The organism is Vibrio sp. 10N.286.48.F5 (assembly GCF_041469785.1).
Lineage (GTDB): Bacteria > Pseudomonadota > Gammaproteobacteria > Enterobacterales > Vibrionaceae > Vibrio > Vibrio crassostreae_C.
Genome location: NZ_JBFRLG010000004.1, coordinates 240093 through 255893, shown reverse-complemented (window position 1 = coordinate 255893; position 15801 = coordinate 240093). Strand labels below are relative to the sequence as shown.

Here is a 15801-nt window from a genome sequence, read left to right as displayed (position 1 = left end):
TTATGAGTAACACAGAAAACAAAAAATCGAGTCCTCTTTTCGAAGTCGTGTTTAACGTCTTTCTTCCTTCATTCATTTTAATGAAGTTCAGTGGAGATGAGCTTCTCGGAACAGGCTTAGCATTACTTGTCGCACTAGCCTTCCCTATTGCTTACGGTGGCATGGAGTTGATCCGCAACAAGAAGTTCAACTTCATCGCGGCGCTTGGCTTCGTCAGCGTGCTATTAACGGGCGGTATTGGTTTCTTTGAGCTAGACACTCGTTGGTTAGCACTAAAAGAAGCATTAATCCCTGGTCTAATTGGTTTGGCGGTTCTTGGCTCTACCTTCACCCGCTACCCGTTTATCCAGAAAGTTATCTTCACACCGGCCCTGTTAAATATCTCTCTTATTGAAGAGCGCCTAAAGCAGCTCGGTAACCAAGCAAAGTTTGATCGTTGTCTAATGACATCCAACTACCTATTCGCGAGTACTTTCGCATTTTCTTCAGCTATGAACTACTTCCTAGCGACTTGGATTGTGACTAGCCCTGCTGGCACCGCTGCCTTTAATGAAGAACTTGGCAAGCTGACACTTTACAGCTACCCAGCAATCGCCATCCCAAGCATGCTGATGATGTTAGGTATTTTCTACTACATTTGGCGTCAAGTTCGCACGATGACATCACTAGAAACAGAACAAATTTTTATTACTAAATAGTTCTGAATTAACAAATCGCTCTGACAGCACAACATGAAGCCCAGCAATTAAGCTGGGCTTCTTTGTTTTTACTCTTTCGTTATCAACGTGATAGATGACAGCTTCGATTTGGATTATGAATCGAACGGGCAACCCTAATGCTCTTTTCTCAAGTAAATTTGGGCAACATGTCTATAAACCAATAATAATCAATGAATTGCATTGATTGAACCGACAGATGCTTTTATAGTCAATTCTGTTGGTTACTTTACAAAGCTCTACCCGCTCACTGACATTATTTCAATTGCTGTTGATAAGATCGCATAAGCTAGGTGCTAAAGGTAGACGCCAGCCGTACTCAATAAGGAATATAGATTATGAACAAATCTCAATTAGTTGAACACATCGCGACTTCTGCAGACATCTCAAAAGACCAAGCAGGCACAGCACTAAATGCGCTAGTTGAAGGTATCTCTACTTCGCTTGCGAACGGTGATGACGTATCGATCCTTGGATTTGGTAGCTTTAAAGTTAACTCTCGAGCTGCTCGCACTGGTCGTAACCCGCGAACCGGAGAAGAGATTCAGATTGCCGCATCAAAGACGCCAGCATTTAAAGCGGGCAAGGCACTAAAAGAGACGTGCAACCTGTAACACAAAAAACACAAGGAAGATTACGATGACGACTAAGGAAAAAGCGAAAACGAGCCGAAGCAAAAAAGCAGGCAAGTCGACTAAAGCGCAAGCCGAAACGCCTAAGACTCGTCAACGCATTGAAGAGCTTCTCGAAGAGCGTGAACTGGCTAAACTGTTAGAACTTTAGTTTATATAAGAACTAAAGTTTAGGTTTAAGCAAGGTGATAGTTTGTTATCGTTCTAATGCCACTGCAGATTTGTAGTGGCATTTTTGGTTATAGGCTTGTCTTAGTGATCTATGACGTCAGCAACTACAATGAGTTTGTTCGTTATGGTTACGTATCGCTAACTCTTAACACCCACCCAAGTAGATGATCAAAACTGGTTTTATCACAATGACTTAGTTACGTTGTCGATAATGATTTCACTGGGGCTTCTCTTGAGAACTTTACTCGGGCGACGATATTCAGAATAGTTTTCAATGAAACTATCAATCACGTTATAGTCAAAATATGAAAGAACTGCATTATCACCAAGTCCATCTTTTCTCTCTGTTTCATTTCTAATAACTAAACATGGAATTCCGAGAAATGCGCATTCTTCCTGATTACTACCGCCATCAGTAACCATAAACTCAGATTTCGATATGAGTTTATTAAAGTTCAAAAATGTCATACGAGGAATTAAGTCTAGATTGATGTTGTTTTCCAAAGTTCTATAAAGCCCATTCTTCTTAAGTGCTTCTCTTGTTGGAGGGTGTAATATAAACTTAACTTGAATAACATTAGTGAGTTTTTCTATTAGTTCCACTATTTTCTTCAAACCACTTATATTTGATATCGTTTCGAATCTATGGAGTGAGACAGTAGCGTAGCGTTCTTGTTTATCAGAGATAGAATTGGTCGATAATTTATTTATAGAGCTAGCAAGTTGTATAGTATCAACAATAGTATTCCCATTAGTGTTGACAACTTGTTTATTATATTTACTTACGTTTTCTGCAGAGAGTTGATCCTGACAATAAAAAACATCAATTAATCCCAATTTAGCTGTAACAACACGAGTTATTTCCTCAGGAAAAGGCTTGAGTAAATTAAAAGAACGTAAGCCAGCTTCGACCGAGGCGACCCTTAATTTCTGGCTTTTAGCCAAAATAGCACCTAATAACAATGGGGGGGCATCACCATGAATCATTACGATCCCGTCCTTATCTCCTCTGAATAACTCCCGTTTATTATAAATACCGACAAGTAAAACCTTAATAGACCATGCAACCATCTGTATACTGCTAACGATATCTCTATTATCGTCACATAAAACATAATCTGGCTCTTTGATTCCAAATTCAAATAATATTTCTAATATAGTTTCTCTATGCTGTGCCATAAATATAAAATTGTATTCAACATTTCTATCTTGAAGATTTTTCATAATGGGAATCATTTTTATGAGCTGAGCGCGAGTACCAATCAAAATATGTATCATCAATAGTTCCATAAAACAGCTTATTTCATACTTTTATCTTAGCCCAACAGACGACAAACCGTTAGCTAATCGTCTAAGTAATCAAGTTCTAACTCACTAAAAACAAGAAAATTCAAAGGTACTATAGTTAGAAAAAGCAACTGAGCTTTTAGATGAAATAACAAAGTCTTTGGAAGTTTAGGGTAGAAGGAAAATGTTTGAAAAAACAAATAGTAAGCCTAATATATTAAATAGAGATATCAAGGTAAGCAGAAGTTCCATTATGCTTACCTTGATATTTCTAGCTATAGTTCTTCGAGTATACACCGCGTTCAATTATGAGGTTAATTGGGATGAATTCTACTATCTGTCTTTTGTTCATCAGTTTTTAGCTGGAGAATCGATAAGTAGCTTTCAAACATTCCATGTGCATGTTTTCACTTGGTTAAGCTGGGTATCCGATAATGAGGTTAACCAAATCATTGTTGCTCGTAATGTTATGCTGTGTCTTCAAATTGCTACAGGATTTTTTATATTTAGAATTTGTCGTAGACACCTTGGTAGATCCGCTTCTCTATTTGCGGTTTTAGCTTACTTTTCATTTTCATTTGTAATTAGGATGGGAGCTAGTTTTCGGACAGACCCTATTGCAACTTTTTGCTTAATGGCTAGTTTAGATTATCTGCTAAAACTAGAGTATTCTTTCAAACGAACATTGATTACTGCATTGCTTACTGCCATAGCATTCCTTATAACACTAAAGTCTGTATTTTATCTTCCTACTATTATCCTAATTTCACTTTTATCCATTGTACAATCTTCCCAAAAACGTAGAACTAGCATTATCCTTTCGCGATATTTTATTTTAGTCACGTTACTGTTTTTATCTCTATACTTTTGGCACTCACAAAGCATTACATCAACAACCGAGAACGATGCTATATCAATGCTAAGTGGGGCAAACAAAACACTAAACCATAATTTATTTTTCCCTCGAGCTAATTACTTTATATATACATTAGGAACAGACTTAGGCTTTTGGTTTACTTTAGTTTGTGGCGTTTACTTCTGCCTATCTTCAACAATTAAAAATAATAATATTGAAATAAAATTAGATTACTTAAAGCTCATGACTTTGATACTTCCTTTATTATCTATTCTTATTTATCGTAACGCATTCCCCTACTTTTATTCATTTATATTAGCTCCTTCAGCAATTTATTTCGGCCTAGCTTGGGAGGTATGGAATCAAAGAAAAACTCGTAAGCGATACATGAGAATAAGCCGTGGGGTTGTTTTTTTGTTTGTTTTTAACCTAATATTTCAAAGTATTTATTTGAAATATTCCCGGAACTTAGATTATCAGTATCATTTTATTAATGTTGTTCAGAAGATATTTCCTGAACCTGTCGCCTACATAGATAGGTGCTCTATGATCTCATCATACCCTCAGAAAGGCTTTTTCATGAGCTCTTGGGGGATGGATAACTACTTAATAGCAGGACAGCCTATACTTAAGCTTGCTATTGAAGATCACGAACCTAAATTTTTGATCGTGAATTCAGAATACCTTGAGTTCATTCACAGCGAGAGCAGTGTGGGATCAATCTATTTGGCTCTTTTAGAAGAAGATAGGAAAGCTATTAAAAACAATTATATAAGTCACTGGAATGAACTCTATGTTGCAGGTAAAGAGTTGCTGTTAACTCAAGAGGATAACGCCGTGACGTTTACCTTAAATATCTCTGGTAATTACACTTTGGAATCAGATTCAAAAGTAATCATAAATAACAAAGTTATCCACCCACAAGAAATCGTCGCTTTATCAAAAGGAAAAAATACTATTAAAATTTTCGAAGATACAGGTACATATACACTTCGTTGGGGGGAGAATTTATATAGGCCTAAAGAGAGCAATCGAGAATCTCGTATGTTTAGCGGATTTTAAACAAACCAGAATAAATAGAGGTGGCAAAATTGAAACTAATTGTTCAAATCCCTTGCTATAACGAAGGAAGTAACCTCAAATCAGTAATCCGAGGTATACCGGAAGAGATCAAAGGTATAGATAAAATCGAGATACTTGTTATAGACGATGGTTCTACAGATGATACGGTTGCTATAGCGCAACAGTTAGGCGTGGATTACATAGTAGAGAGCACGAGAAATAAGGGTTTAGCCCACGCGTTTCACCTAGGGTTAGAAACCTGCATAGATAAGAAAGCTGATATCATTGTTAATACTGATGGTGACAACCAATACAATGGCTCTGAAATCTCTAAGTTAGTCGAACCCATACTGAATAAGAGAGCTGATATTGTCGTCGGAAACCGAGGTGGTTATAACAATAAACATTTCTCATTTTTCAAGCGAACCCTTCAAGTGTTAGGTAGTTATATCGTGTCCAAAGCGACCGGCTTAGACATAAAAGACTCAGTCAGTGGTTTCAGAGCAATATCAAGATCAGCAGCACAACAAATAAATATAGTATCAGAGTTCAGTTACACGATTGAGATGCTTATTCAAGCTAGTGCGAAAAAGCTCGGTGTAATCTCCGTTCCAATCCACACTAACGAGAAGACTAGAGAGTCTAGGCTATTTTCAAGTATTCCTCACTTTTTAAGGATGTCTATTTCCACATTAATTCGTATCTACACAATGTACAAACCCTTGCGTGTGTTCTTTATTTTAGGTGCCATAATGGTTGCCGTTGGTGTATTACCCATCATTCGTTTCCTATACTTTTTCATGGAAGGGGGTGGCGATGGCCATATTCAGTCCTTATTACTCGGCAGCACATTATTAATACTTGGGTTTCTCACTATGATTGTAGGATTTGTCGCAGACCTAGTAAGCTTCAATCGCAAGTTAATGGAAAAACTGCTGTACCGAATCGAGAAACTAGAGGATAGGTTAGCGAATGAAAAATCAAAAATATCAAAGTAACCGTCTAAGGGTTTCGCTTGGTGTCTAATATACGAATACAGGTAGAGAAACTAGGTTGGCTTATATCTATATCGCTAATTATATGGTTTTGTTATCAGTCATCAATTCAATTATCAATTTGGTACACGATTAATTGGAGCTACGATCTAATATTAGTCCTAGTCGGAAGTATTGCTCTTTATAGCTGGACGTTAATAAACGGTGGTTTAGTTAGCTACTACCTACTGAAATCCGTAGGAGAAAGTAGAGGTAACATAACTCAGGTCGTTTCAATAAACCTTGTAGCTCAATTGGCAAAGTACTTACCCGGAAACATAGCACACCATATAGGGCGCGTTGTGTTATCTGAAAAGTTAAGAATGAAGCGAAGTAAAATTCTCTTGAGTATGCTTATCGAAACCATTTGGGTAGTTGGAGTTGTGGTTATCTTGACCCTATATCATGGGATCCATCAAGGGAATGACTTCATTCACGAATCATCCATACAAACACACGTACTTATACTTAGTTTGACTATTACCACTATTGTCTTTGGACCGAAGATCTTTCGGCATTCGTTTGTTCGCCTGTATGCTTGGTTTCTATCAAAACAAGACGTGGCACAAATAGACGAACTTAAACTCCCTACGTTACCAATTGTGATGGTGAGTTTAGTAACATATTTATTTAACTATTTACTATTGGGCGCGGTAATATCTTTAGTTGGAGGAGCACTGTTTGACCTTTGGGAACTCGATATATTGACACTAGGGAGCATTTTCGCGGTCGCCTGGATTGTTGGATTCTTCACCCCCGGGTCCCCTGCTGGGATCGGAGTTAGAGAACTTGTTCTGGTTAGCCTACTTAACCCAATTTACGGTTCAGAGGTTTCTTTAGCGATAACCATGATATTGCGTCTAACCACTATAAGCGGAGATGTTACAGCCTGGGTTATCGGTGCTTTTATGTGGTCAAAGTCTTATACAGAACCCTAAAACCGAAGCTAACCTCCACCAGATTCGATAGACCAAATACTTTTCGGCTTGCAACTCTAAAAGCACGTAACCCGTAAAAGGTGCAACATTGTTCCTATAAACGACTCTTTTATAGTCATCAATCCAGTTCCCTTCCACATAACAAGGCATAATCGAACAAGAACCACTCACTAAGTAACTGATTAGGTTACATAGCTATACATATCCATACTTACCCAAATCGCCTTTTTCACTATCATCATTTTCTTGTTATTGGTCAGATTATTGGAAGGGTTCATGACACGACTGTGTTCGAGCAATCCTTCTTCTTTGAGGTGATTATGAATGTCGTTCGCATGGGGATTGAAGCAAATACCCATAAAAATAAGGGTAAGTACAAAGCGATACTTAAGTTTACTATTCGAGCCCTGTTTTATTATTCAGCTACTCGAAAAATGAGTGATAATTTCAACTCTGAAGAGAGAAAGTTATTATTTATCAAGCAACCCAACTTCCTTTCTAAATTTGTGACTCCCTACTTATGTACTGGCTTTAGCAATAAAGAAAAGATCGATATCTTATCCAAACACTACGACTGGTTTGAAAACACCTTCGCAACAGAAGCTAGACACCAAATCTATAACGAAAGGCTCAATCTTTTAAAACTTGAGATAGATGACAACGTTTATCTGGTTAATCTCAGCTTCGAAAGAAACGCGAGAAAAGAAGGTGAACTGACAATTTCATTGACCAACTCTCAACTCGAAAAAATGTATACCATTTCGTTTACTGTTTTCGACAACAACATCTACATCGGCGGTATACAGGGTGGCGCCAATGACAATGGATTTAGCCGCACATTCACCAAAGCTTTTTACGGTTTAAGACCTAAATCCTTCATGGTAGAAACACTACGACTGCTCGCTATTAACTTGGGTATCGACAATATCTATGCGGTAAAAGAGTCTGGTCATGTCTCGAACTCATTACGCTACGGTAAGAAAAACAAAGACATCAGCCTTAAATACGACAGTCTGTGGGAAGAGCACGATGGACAGGTGCATGATAACTATTTCTATCGTCTCCCGACAAACCCGAACAGGAAAGATCTTGAAGCTCTAAAACGTCAAAAGCGTAAGTTGTATCGCGAGCGTTATGCCTGGCTAGATCTGTATGAACAAGATCTGAAGAACGTAATCAGTCAGCACATCCATGATCCTGTTCATTATGCTCATGACAGTTAATTTGGCTAACCTGTACTCGACTCGCTAACGCGTATTACCTTTACTAGCGTGCTTTAGTCTAATCACAGCCCTTGGACCAAACGCTCAATCCCGAGGTGATAGCTTTAAAATAAATATTAGACAATGCTAATTTACATCTTTATAGTATCTAGGTATTTCGAAAACTACTCAATCGCCGGCGACCAGCCAGTACTGATTATTAAGAAGATACAAGCTCTATGCTCGGCAATTTGTATAGTTAAACTTAGAGACAGTAATAGGTAAACGTATGACTAAAATTGTAATCATCGGTGGCGTAGCTGGAGGTGCTTCAGCTGCTGCACGCGCTCGTCGTCTTAGTGAAGAAGCCGAAATCATAATGTTTGAACGAGGACCATTCGTCTCTTTTGCCAACTGTGGATTGCCATACCACATAGGTGGCGATATCGAGGATAGAAGCAAGCTTCTGTTACAAACACCTGAAAGCTTCTTAGCTCGCTTCAACGTTGACGCACGAGTGATGAACGAAGTTACCTCTATTGATCGCACAAATAAAACCGTTACAGTCAAAAATCTTGTTGATGGTAATCACTACAGCGAGAGTTACGACTTCTTATTACTCAGCCCTGGAGCCGGTGCCGTCGTTCCTCCCATCTCAGGAATCGATAACCCCCTAACCCATTCACTACGCAATATTCCAGATATGGATCGCATCATCGAAACAATCCAAATGAATAAACCTGAGCACGCGACAGTTGTTGGCGGTGGCTTTATCGGCTTGGAAATGATGGAAGCGTTTCATCAGCTTGGGATCAAGACTTCGTTGATTGAGATGGCTGACCAAGTAATGACGCCAGTAGACCGGGAAATGGCCGGCTTTGCCCATGCGGAGATTCGTGACAAAGGCATCGACCTAAAACTCGGCGTCGCGCTTGAGTCTGTGAAATATATACCTAACGAACACATCGCAAGTTTTGATTCAGGCGAGAGCGAGAAGCACCAACACATAGAGGGTGAATTAGAATTAACACTTAATAATGGCGAGTCATTAACTACTGATATCTTAATCATGGCTATCGGTGTGCGTCCTGAGACTAAGTTAGCAAAAGAAGCAGGACTTCAAATTGGCGAACTAGGTGGTATCTACACCAATGAAATGATGCAGACTAGCGATCCTAGCATCTACGCTGTGGGTGATGTGGTCGAAGAAAAAGACTTTGTCACAGGTGCACAAACTCTAGTTCCGCTTGCTGGCCCTGCTAACCGTCAAGGTCGTATGGCTGCCGACAACATGCTCGGACGCAATGAAATCTATCAAGGTACACAGGGCACAGCTATCTGTAAGATTTTTGACCTAGCCGTTGCCTCAACAGGGAAAAACGAAAAACAGTTGAAGCGTGAAGGCGTCGACTATGAAAAAGTCTATGTGCATACCGCAAGCCACGCTAGCTACTATCCTGGCGCTGAGATTGTCTCGTTCAAGATGTTATTCGCCCCTAAGACAGGGAAAATACTAGGTGCGCAAGCCGTCGGTAAAGATGGCGTTGATAAACGCATTGATGTTATGGCAGTAGCTCAACGTGCAGGTATGACCGTTGATCAGCTTCAACACCTTGAATTAACCTATGCACCACCTTACGGGAGTGCCAAGGACGTGATTAACCAAGCCGCATTTGTTGCCAACAATATTATTAAAGGTGACGCGACACCTATTCATTTCGATGAGATTGCAACATTAAGCGACAACCAACTCCTACTCGATGTTCGTAACCCTGGCGAACTAGAAAATGGTGGCTTTATTGAAGGCGCAATCAACATTCCTGTCGACCAACTGCGTCACCGCATGGACGAACTATCAAAAGACAAAGAGATTGTAATCTACTGCCAAGTCGGGTTACGTGGTAACGTGGCTTATCGCCAACTCGTCAACAACGGCTTTAAAGCACGCAACTTAATCGGTGGTTATAGAACACTCATGTATGCAAAAGCTTAAGGATTAATACTTAGTCGCCGGTAATGGTGCGCGGACACTTACGGGCTAGTTGCTGAGAGAAAGTCGCTCATAAATAGATGCGAGTAGTTAATAGTAAACATTGAAAAACCGAGCTTGGCATTTAAGTAAGTGCCAAGCTCTTTTATTATTCGTAGGAGTCAATAAAAGCTTGCAGTGCTCGCTGATCAACAATTTCTAACCCTTGCTCTCCTTTTCTGATGAAACCCTTTTCTAATAGGTCTTTAACCGCTCTTCGATACACTCTGCTCGATGTACCAAATCGTTCTGCTTCTTGATTCACTTTATCGAAACCGCCTAACACAGTGTTAGTCTCGCTTTGAACCAATAAATCATACGCAATATTGTAGGTAATTGAGTGTAAAAGACGGTTAGTGTAAATACCCATAGAGTCTTGATAATCTTCCGCCAATGCAGAGGCAAAGAAGAACATCATCCCCGGATTTTCAAGTAGTGCTTCTGCTAATCTCTGAATGCAAATAACATCAACTTGCATGTGTTCATCAGCCACTACGTTCCACTGACAAGGGGTCTGCGTGAAAAACTCCATCTCACCGAAGATATGGTAATCACAATTCACTTCGCCCAATTGAAAGCGTCGCCCATTAGCCGCGGAAATACTCATAGAGACTCTTCCTGCGGGCACTACATAAAGATACTGAAGCTGCTCACCTTGACGTAGGATTTCATCATTTTGATTGAAGTAACGAGAGTTAACTTGGTGTTGGTAGATGAGATCTCTAAATTCAGAGCTTTTTTGTTCTAAGTAGTTTTTAAAGCGTCCGCTTGAGTATGGTGCAATCTTCATACTTACTCTCTCATTGCATTACTGCTGTTTATATTCAAACGATTGTAACCACTTAAACCACAGGAGAGAACCCAATAAAAAAGAGACGGTCTCCCGTCGCTTTTATTGTTGTTTTTCGCCAGAACCTTATTGTGCAATTAATGCTTCCAGTGCCGCTAAAGATGCTAGCCGCTCTCCTTGCATCATTGCCTCAGCCTCATCGACATATTGCCCAACGCCCTCTTTTACATCTTGTTCATACAAGACAACATTGTTCAAGATAGAAGCTACATTAAGCCCTCTCAAGCGTCCAACGGTAAACAACGCGGATGTTTCCATGTCTGCACCTAAAATGCTTTTGCCATTCCAGTACTGACAAAGCGCCTTCTCGTCATCGGTATAAAAACTGTCGTGTGAGCGCACTGTTCCTAAATAGTAAGGTGTTGACTGCTGCTGCAAGAACCCATCTAGCTCTTTGAGCAGGGAGAAGCTTGCATAAGCGGGATACGACGGTTTAACGTAAGCCGCAGATCCCCCCTCATCACGAACCGCGCCCTCTGCAATAATTAGCTCACCAAGCCCGATATGTGACTGCATTGCGCCTGCAGACCCTACTCGGACAATATGAGTCACACCACAAAACTTAAGCTCTTCTACCGCAATGATCATTGAAGGTGCACCAATGCCCGTGCTGCAAACCGATATCGCTTTACCTTGATATTGACCAGTGAAGATTCGATATTCACGGTTTTCAGAGACCAGTTCAGCATGTTCAAGCAAGTTAGCGATTCGATTCGCTCTATCTGGCTCACCACAAACAATAACTAACGGAGCAATTTGCGTTTCATCAACGCAGATATGAGGTTGCTTTGCCATCTTCACTCCTAAGAAGCCGTTGCTTGAGTTAACGATTTATCACTGTTTCGTTTAGCTGTGCGTGCCCACTCACGAGTACCGTTTGCCGCAATAAACATTAAGATTGCGTATTGAACAGACATTGCGTACACACCCTGCGTCGCATAAATACCAACGCTGATAATGTTAATCACAATCCACAGTATCCAGTTTTCAACATACTTACGTGTCATAAGAACTTGAGCAACAATAGATAGAATGGTCATCGTGGCATCCCAGAATGGGAACGCATCCGGTTCAAGCACTGGCTCCGCTAAATCCGCACCAAATAGATTCAAGCTATCTACCGCGATGTTTGCTAGCGCAAAAAAGAATGGGTCGATGTACATAGTTAACAAAGCAATAGAAATCGCACACGCTACGGCCGTTGCTACTAGTTTATTTTGGCTCAACCAACGAACTTCTAGCGTTTCACCTTGCTCATTAGGACGTGTCCATGCGTACCAACCGTAAATGTTGGCGCAAAAGAAAAAGAGTTGTAGAAGTAACAGTCCGTATAACTGAATTTGGAAAAAGATAACCGCGAATAAGGTGACATTCAGCAATCCGAACAGGTAGTTAATGGTTTTTTCTTGGCTTGCAAACCAAATACACAACAAACCAAACACGGTGCCGAATGCTTCAATCCAGCTCATTGCGTAGCCATCCCCTATTGGGATATTGACTAAAGTATTGTTGATATCAAGTAGAGCGAATAGGTCCATAGATGTGTCCTTTATTATTTGTTTTAGTGGCACCTATTTTATTGCGCCTCTCCAAATAAAAAGGAGGACATTTGTCCCCCCTAGAATGCATGCGATCATAAATCAGAATATTAAATCCGGAAAATCAATTTCACGGGAAGATGTCATAGCCCTTCCACAGTCTCGAACTCGAAACTCCAGCACCAGAACAGCCCCCTTCCAAAAACGAAATTTTAGCTTACTGGCTTAACGCCGATATCGCATTGACGGTTACGTTTGAGAAGCGCATGATTTTATTTCGAGCAGAATCGTTGTCTGGCGTGTTAACCGTGTAATCGCCCCAAAACTCGTTCTGTGCAACGTACTCAATTGTATGGCAGGTCACATGAATAAAGTAATTATGTTAGTAATGGGGCTGCTTTTTACCAGTCGATTGTTTGCCAGTATTGTTCCTCATGTTGGTCAACTTGAGCATGATGCGCCTATTCTCCTTCGCTCGGCATTGATTGTAGGGGTTGCGGCTTACGCGGTTTGGAGTGCATTTAAATACTTCAAAAAGATCAAGGCCTCAGATTCAGATCAACTGTAACGGCGAAAGTCCAAAAGCTTTTGAATAAGCCTCTAATTTCGATTACTGATCTGCGAAATAATCGACCAAGATTTTACGCCACTTTCGTGACTCACGAATCTTCAACAGGGCGCGGTTAATCTCTTCTTCGTACACGTTATTTTCAGTGATTATGAAACCGTAGTTGGACTTTTATAACTGATAAAACAACACCGCTATACCAAGCTTAAGTTTGATAGCTAGAAACTGACATAAACTGACTTTGTGCCGACGAACATAACTTTCCGCACTGAGTAATTTGGCTTTCTAGGAAGTAGATATTACGTCTACTTTTCACCCACTGGGCACGAACTTCCAGTTCTTGACCAATCAAAATCGGATGATGAAAACGAGAGGTTAAACTCACCGTCATCGCCTTGATATCATTCTGAAATAGACAATGCAACATCGCGCTGTCATGCAGTGTAGTGACAATGCCACCTTGCATGATGCCATCGTAGCCCTCAGCTTTATCTGTTGGTACAATCTTGGCTCTGGTTTTATATTTAGCTACTGCCTCATGCTTAGTTAAAGTGTCATGCTCGCCAATAGCTTCAAAACAAATGGCGCTGTCGTTGAAAAAACCTTGGCTGCACACTTGGCAACGCCGATGATTGTGTGGAATGAAAACCTTCATACTTACCTTTACCCATAGATTGCTAGAGATTGATATGGCTCGACCAAAAAAACATCGCCAGTTGTGTACCCGTACGGCTTACTCTTGTTTTAAGCCCAATGGTGTTCCTATGGACGAGCTTCATAAAGAAGAATTGCTATTGGAAGAGCTCGAAGCCTTGCGCTTGGCTGATCAAGAAGGCCTGAGCCAGCTTGAAGCCGCTGAACAAATGCAGGTGTCTCGCCAAACGTTCGGCAACATTATCAAGCGTGCACGAGCTAAAGTCGCCAAGTGCATCGTCAATGGTCACGCGTTGGTGATTCAAAGTAGTTAATTAACGTGTTAGCCAGAAGTTATTTAACTCAGTGAGCGAGAACTCTGATGCTTACTTCGATACTTAGCTTGATGGCTCAGTAATCTGATACAGCTTTTTGCTTTGCCCTTCACACACATCCTTGCAATTGCATTCACGCTCAATATCTAACTGCGCCAATCCTCCACAGCTGCCTTTGATTGGCTTGCGCGAAAAAATCACGCCTATCGCCATCAATGTAACGACTCCGACAAACCCCAATAGCGTCAACAAAAAGGTCATTGTCGGAACCCTCGAATAGCACCTAGCTGATTAGGCTGTACCATTAGAATCGAAGCTTGTTTTTTGTGCCCGTTTTCGCCGCACGTTTTATTGCCACACCCACTATTTCTCGGCTCGCGACCATAATCGAGATCGGTCACTTCCCGTAGATTGTCGAAATCCAAAGCCCCGATTTCTGCCTTACCTGTCGATGCCAAGACTCGAATATCGTTATTGAACAAGTGCGCCAGCATCTTCTTACCAATATAACGAACCACCACAGATTTCACATCGTAAGAACGGAGAACCGAAATCCATTGCTTCTTTTTATTGCAAGAGGTGTCGGAGTCAATCAAAGGAACAATCTGTTTTATCTGTCGTTGTTCATCGACAATCGCGATCTGTGGGGAACGAGCAAAGTGGTTGCCAACATGAAGGTCGCGACAAGGTACTGCGTATAACATAGTAACTTCCTGTTATTGATGATCAGGAGTTCAGCATACGCCCCATTATTGGCATATGCCAATAACTATCATGTGAAAAATAAGATTTACTGGATCGATAACTAAGATCACAAGCACCCAAACTTACCGTCATCTTCAGCCTATCTCAGTTACCTTTCAAATAACCATATATACTAGGGGGTAGTATTTTTACTGGGGGTATTTTTTGCGTTGTTAATGCCTGTTATCAAGAGCCAAGCTCAAACCCATTACAAAAAGGCCTCGCACAACCGAGAGCTTAATCGACTATTCAACGTCACACACTAGTCTGAATAATGTCGAATTAGGGACCAATCAAAGATGTTTATAGGAAAAATAGGTTGGATTGAAAATCAAGAATTGCAGTCGGCTTCAATGTAAACAAGCTTATAATTTGAAGTGAACAACGCATCGGGTTGTTATAATATAACATCACACTAAATTACCATCATTTCTCATGAAACAGCCATTTATTCTAATCGATGTCATCAATCGCCTCTCCACACGCTATGTAAGCCGTTTCTCGACATGCTTTCGCTCTCTCAAGGGCTTGACTGTTGGCCTAGCATTATTGTGTTTTGCGCCAAATCTATATGCCCACCCTCACTCTTGGATAGAGATGAAAACTCATATTGAGGGAGAGAATGGCATGATCACCGGTCTCTCTATGGAGTGGTCTTTTGATGCAATGACCTCGATGTACATGTTGGATGGAGAAGACGTCTCTGCCGATACAGAAACTGAAACATTCAAAAAGCTCGCTGCGTCTGTAATCGAAAACATGATGTACGAGCACTACTTCACGTACTTTTATGATGGTGAAGAGCCCATCAAATATCAGGTGGTTGAGAACGCAAAGTTTGAGCGTGATAAAGCCAAGATGGTTCTAACATTTGACCTACCACTTTCTAAACCTAAGCCTGTGACACGAAACTCGCTTCGCGTATTGATTTTTGACCCTAGTTACTTTGTCGACATGTCGTGGCTATCCAACAGCGACGTGACATTGTCACCTGAACTAGCAAGACAATGCCATTTAGAATTAATCGAGCCTAACCCGACGCCAGAGCAAATGAGTTATGCAATGTCTTTACCTGTCGATGCAGATCCAGATAACACGCTAGGCCAACTGTTTACACAATCGGTTGAGCTTCATTGTGCGGCGGTTCCCGCTTCTTAGTCGCAGTGATTCGTTTCAGCCTTTAAGTCAGCGTCTAGCTGATTAAGC

At 40.7% G+C, this 15801-nt stretch carries 17 protein-coding genes and 1 pseudogene; 10 read left to right on the top strand and 8 right to left on the bottom strand.

Annotation, left to right across the window (positions count from 1 at the left end; genetic code table 11):
• The first annotated feature begins 2 nt into the window (after nucleotides 1-2).
• From AB4185_RS03860 to AB4185_RS03850, 3 genes are all read left to right on the top strand, one after another.
• Entirely contained in the window at nucleotides 3-698 is a 696-nt protein-coding gene (locus AB4185_RS03860) for a VC0807 family protein (RefSeq protein ID WP_136974849.1), read from the top strand.
• A 356-nt stretch (nucleotides 699-1054) separates the two neighbouring features.
• Nucleotides 1055-1330 (top strand): HU family DNA-binding protein, encoded by a 276-nt coding sequence (locus tag AB4185_RS03855; RefSeq protein ID WP_017059113.1) that lies wholly within the window; start codon nucleotides 1055-1057, stop codon nucleotides 1328-1330.
• Nucleotides 1331-1355: 25 nt separating this feature from the next.
• Nucleotides 1356-1499 carry a hypothetical protein gene (locus tag AB4185_RS03850; protein WP_017059112.1) on the top strand — a complete coding sequence of 48 codons (144 nt, stop codon included), beginning with the start codon at nucleotides 1356-1358 and terminating at the stop codon, nucleotides 1497-1499.
• 203 nt (nucleotides 1500-1702) lie between these two features.
• Here the strand turns inward: AB4185_RS03850 and AB4185_RS03845 are convergent, their stop codons facing one another.
• Nucleotides 1703-2809, bottom strand: coding sequence for a UDP-N-acetylglucosamine 2-epimerase (locus tag AB4185_RS03845; protein ID WP_241846870.1), 1107 nt, complete (start codon nucleotides 2807-2809; stop codon nucleotides 1703-1705).
• A 181-nt stretch (nucleotides 2810-2990) separates the two neighbouring features.
• Here AB4185_RS03845 and AB4185_RS03840 point away from each other — a divergent pair, with 181 nt between their 5' ends.
• From AB4185_RS03840 to AB4185_RS03825, 4 genes are all read left to right on the top strand, one after another.
• Nucleotides 2991-4724: a glycosyltransferase family 39 protein gene (locus tag AB4185_RS03840; RefSeq protein WP_017065482.1), complete on the top strand. Its 1734-nt coding sequence runs from the start codon at nucleotides 2991-2993 to the stop codon at nucleotides 4722-4724.
• 29 nt (nucleotides 4725-4753) lie between these two features.
• Nucleotides 4754-5722 (top strand): glycosyltransferase family 2 protein, encoded by a 969-nt coding sequence (locus AB4185_RS03835; RefSeq protein WP_371724451.1) that lies wholly within the window; start codon nucleotides 4754-4756, stop codon nucleotides 5720-5722.
• Between the two features lie 1294 nt (nucleotides 5723-7016).
• Nucleotides 7017-7919 (top strand): VirK/YbjX family protein, encoded by a 903-nt coding sequence (locus AB4185_RS03830; protein WP_372134890.1) that lies wholly within the window; start codon nucleotides 7017-7019, stop codon nucleotides 7917-7919.
• 268 nt (nucleotides 7920-8187) lie between these two features.
• Nucleotides 8188-9891, top strand: coding sequence for an FAD-dependent oxidoreductase (locus tag AB4185_RS03825; RefSeq protein WP_065583695.1), 1704 nt, complete (start codon nucleotides 8188-8190; stop codon nucleotides 9889-9891).
• A 145-nt stretch (nucleotides 9892-10036) separates the two neighbouring features.
• Here the strand turns inward: AB4185_RS03825 and AB4185_RS03820 are convergent, their stop codons facing one another.
• From AB4185_RS03820 to pnuC, 3 genes are all read right to left on the bottom strand, one after another.
• Nucleotides 10037-10717 (bottom strand): Crp/Fnr family transcriptional regulator, encoded by a 681-nt coding sequence (locus AB4185_RS03820; RefSeq protein WP_102398120.1) that lies wholly within the window; start codon nucleotides 10715-10717, stop codon nucleotides 10037-10039.
• Between the two features lie 126 nt (nucleotides 10718-10843).
• Complete coding sequence (locus tag AB4185_RS03815; RefSeq protein WP_372058483.1) at nucleotides 10844-11572, bottom strand: nucleoside phosphorylase; 729 nt, start codon at nucleotides 11570-11572, stop codon at nucleotides 10844-10846.
• 8 nt (nucleotides 11573-11580) lie between these two features.
• Nucleotides 11581-12315, bottom strand: coding sequence for a nicotinamide riboside transporter PnuC (gene pnuC, locus AB4185_RS03810; protein ID WP_017069647.1), 735 nt, complete (start codon nucleotides 12313-12315; stop codon nucleotides 11581-11583).
• Between the two features lie 364 nt (nucleotides 12316-12679).
• Here pnuC and AB4185_RS03805 point away from each other — a divergent pair, with 364 nt between their 5' ends.
• A complete protein-coding gene (locus AB4185_RS03805; RefSeq protein WP_017059106.1) occupies nucleotides 12680-12883 on the top strand; it encodes a hypothetical protein in 204 nt (67 codons plus the stop codon).
• A gap of 42 nt (nucleotides 12884-12925) precedes the next feature.
• On the opposite strand, the pseudogene AB4185_RS03800 reads toward AB4185_RS03805, so the two are convergent.
• Together AB4185_RS03800 and AB4185_RS03795 are read right to left on the bottom strand one after the other, a co-directional pair.
• A pseudogene (locus AB4185_RS03800) lies at nucleotides 12926-13054 on the bottom strand (ABC transporter substrate-binding protein); the annotation flags it as partial.
• A 34-nt stretch (nucleotides 13055-13088) separates the two neighbouring features.
• Nucleotides 13089-13538: a PaaI family thioesterase gene (locus tag AB4185_RS03795; RefSeq protein WP_017065470.1), complete on the bottom strand. Its 450-nt coding sequence runs from the start codon at nucleotides 13536-13538 to the stop codon at nucleotides 13089-13091.
• Between the two features lie 34 nt (nucleotides 13539-13572).
• Here AB4185_RS03795 and AB4185_RS03790 point away from each other — a divergent pair, with 34 nt between their 5' ends.
• Nucleotides 13573-13851: a DUF134 domain-containing protein gene (locus tag AB4185_RS03790; protein WP_029235478.1), complete on the top strand. Its 279-nt coding sequence runs from the start codon at nucleotides 13573-13575 to the stop codon at nucleotides 13849-13851.
• 63 nt (nucleotides 13852-13914) lie between these two features.
• On the opposite strand, the gene nqrM is transcribed toward AB4185_RS03790, so the two are convergent.
• The gene (gene nqrM, locus AB4185_RS03785) at nucleotides 13915-14112 is read right to left on the bottom strand and encodes a (Na+)-NQR maturation NqrM (RefSeq protein WP_017059103.1); all 198 of its coding nucleotides are present in this window, start codon (nucleotides 14110-14112) and stop codon (nucleotides 13915-13917) included.
• Nucleotides 14109-14555, bottom strand: coding sequence for a NifB/NifX family molybdenum-iron cluster-binding protein (locus AB4185_RS03780; RefSeq protein ID WP_017059102.1), 447 nt, complete (start codon nucleotides 14553-14555; stop codon nucleotides 14109-14111). Before AB4185_RS03780 ends, nqrM begins: the two co-directional genes overlap by 4 nt.
• A 475-nt stretch (nucleotides 14556-15030) precedes the next feature.
• Here AB4185_RS03780 and AB4185_RS03775 point away from each other — a divergent pair, with 475 nt between their 5' ends.
• Nucleotides 15031-15753, top strand: coding sequence for a DUF1007 family protein (locus AB4185_RS03775; protein WP_029235926.1), 723 nt, complete (start codon nucleotides 15031-15033; stop codon nucleotides 15751-15753).
• Nucleotides 15754-15801 lie beyond the last annotated feature (48 nt).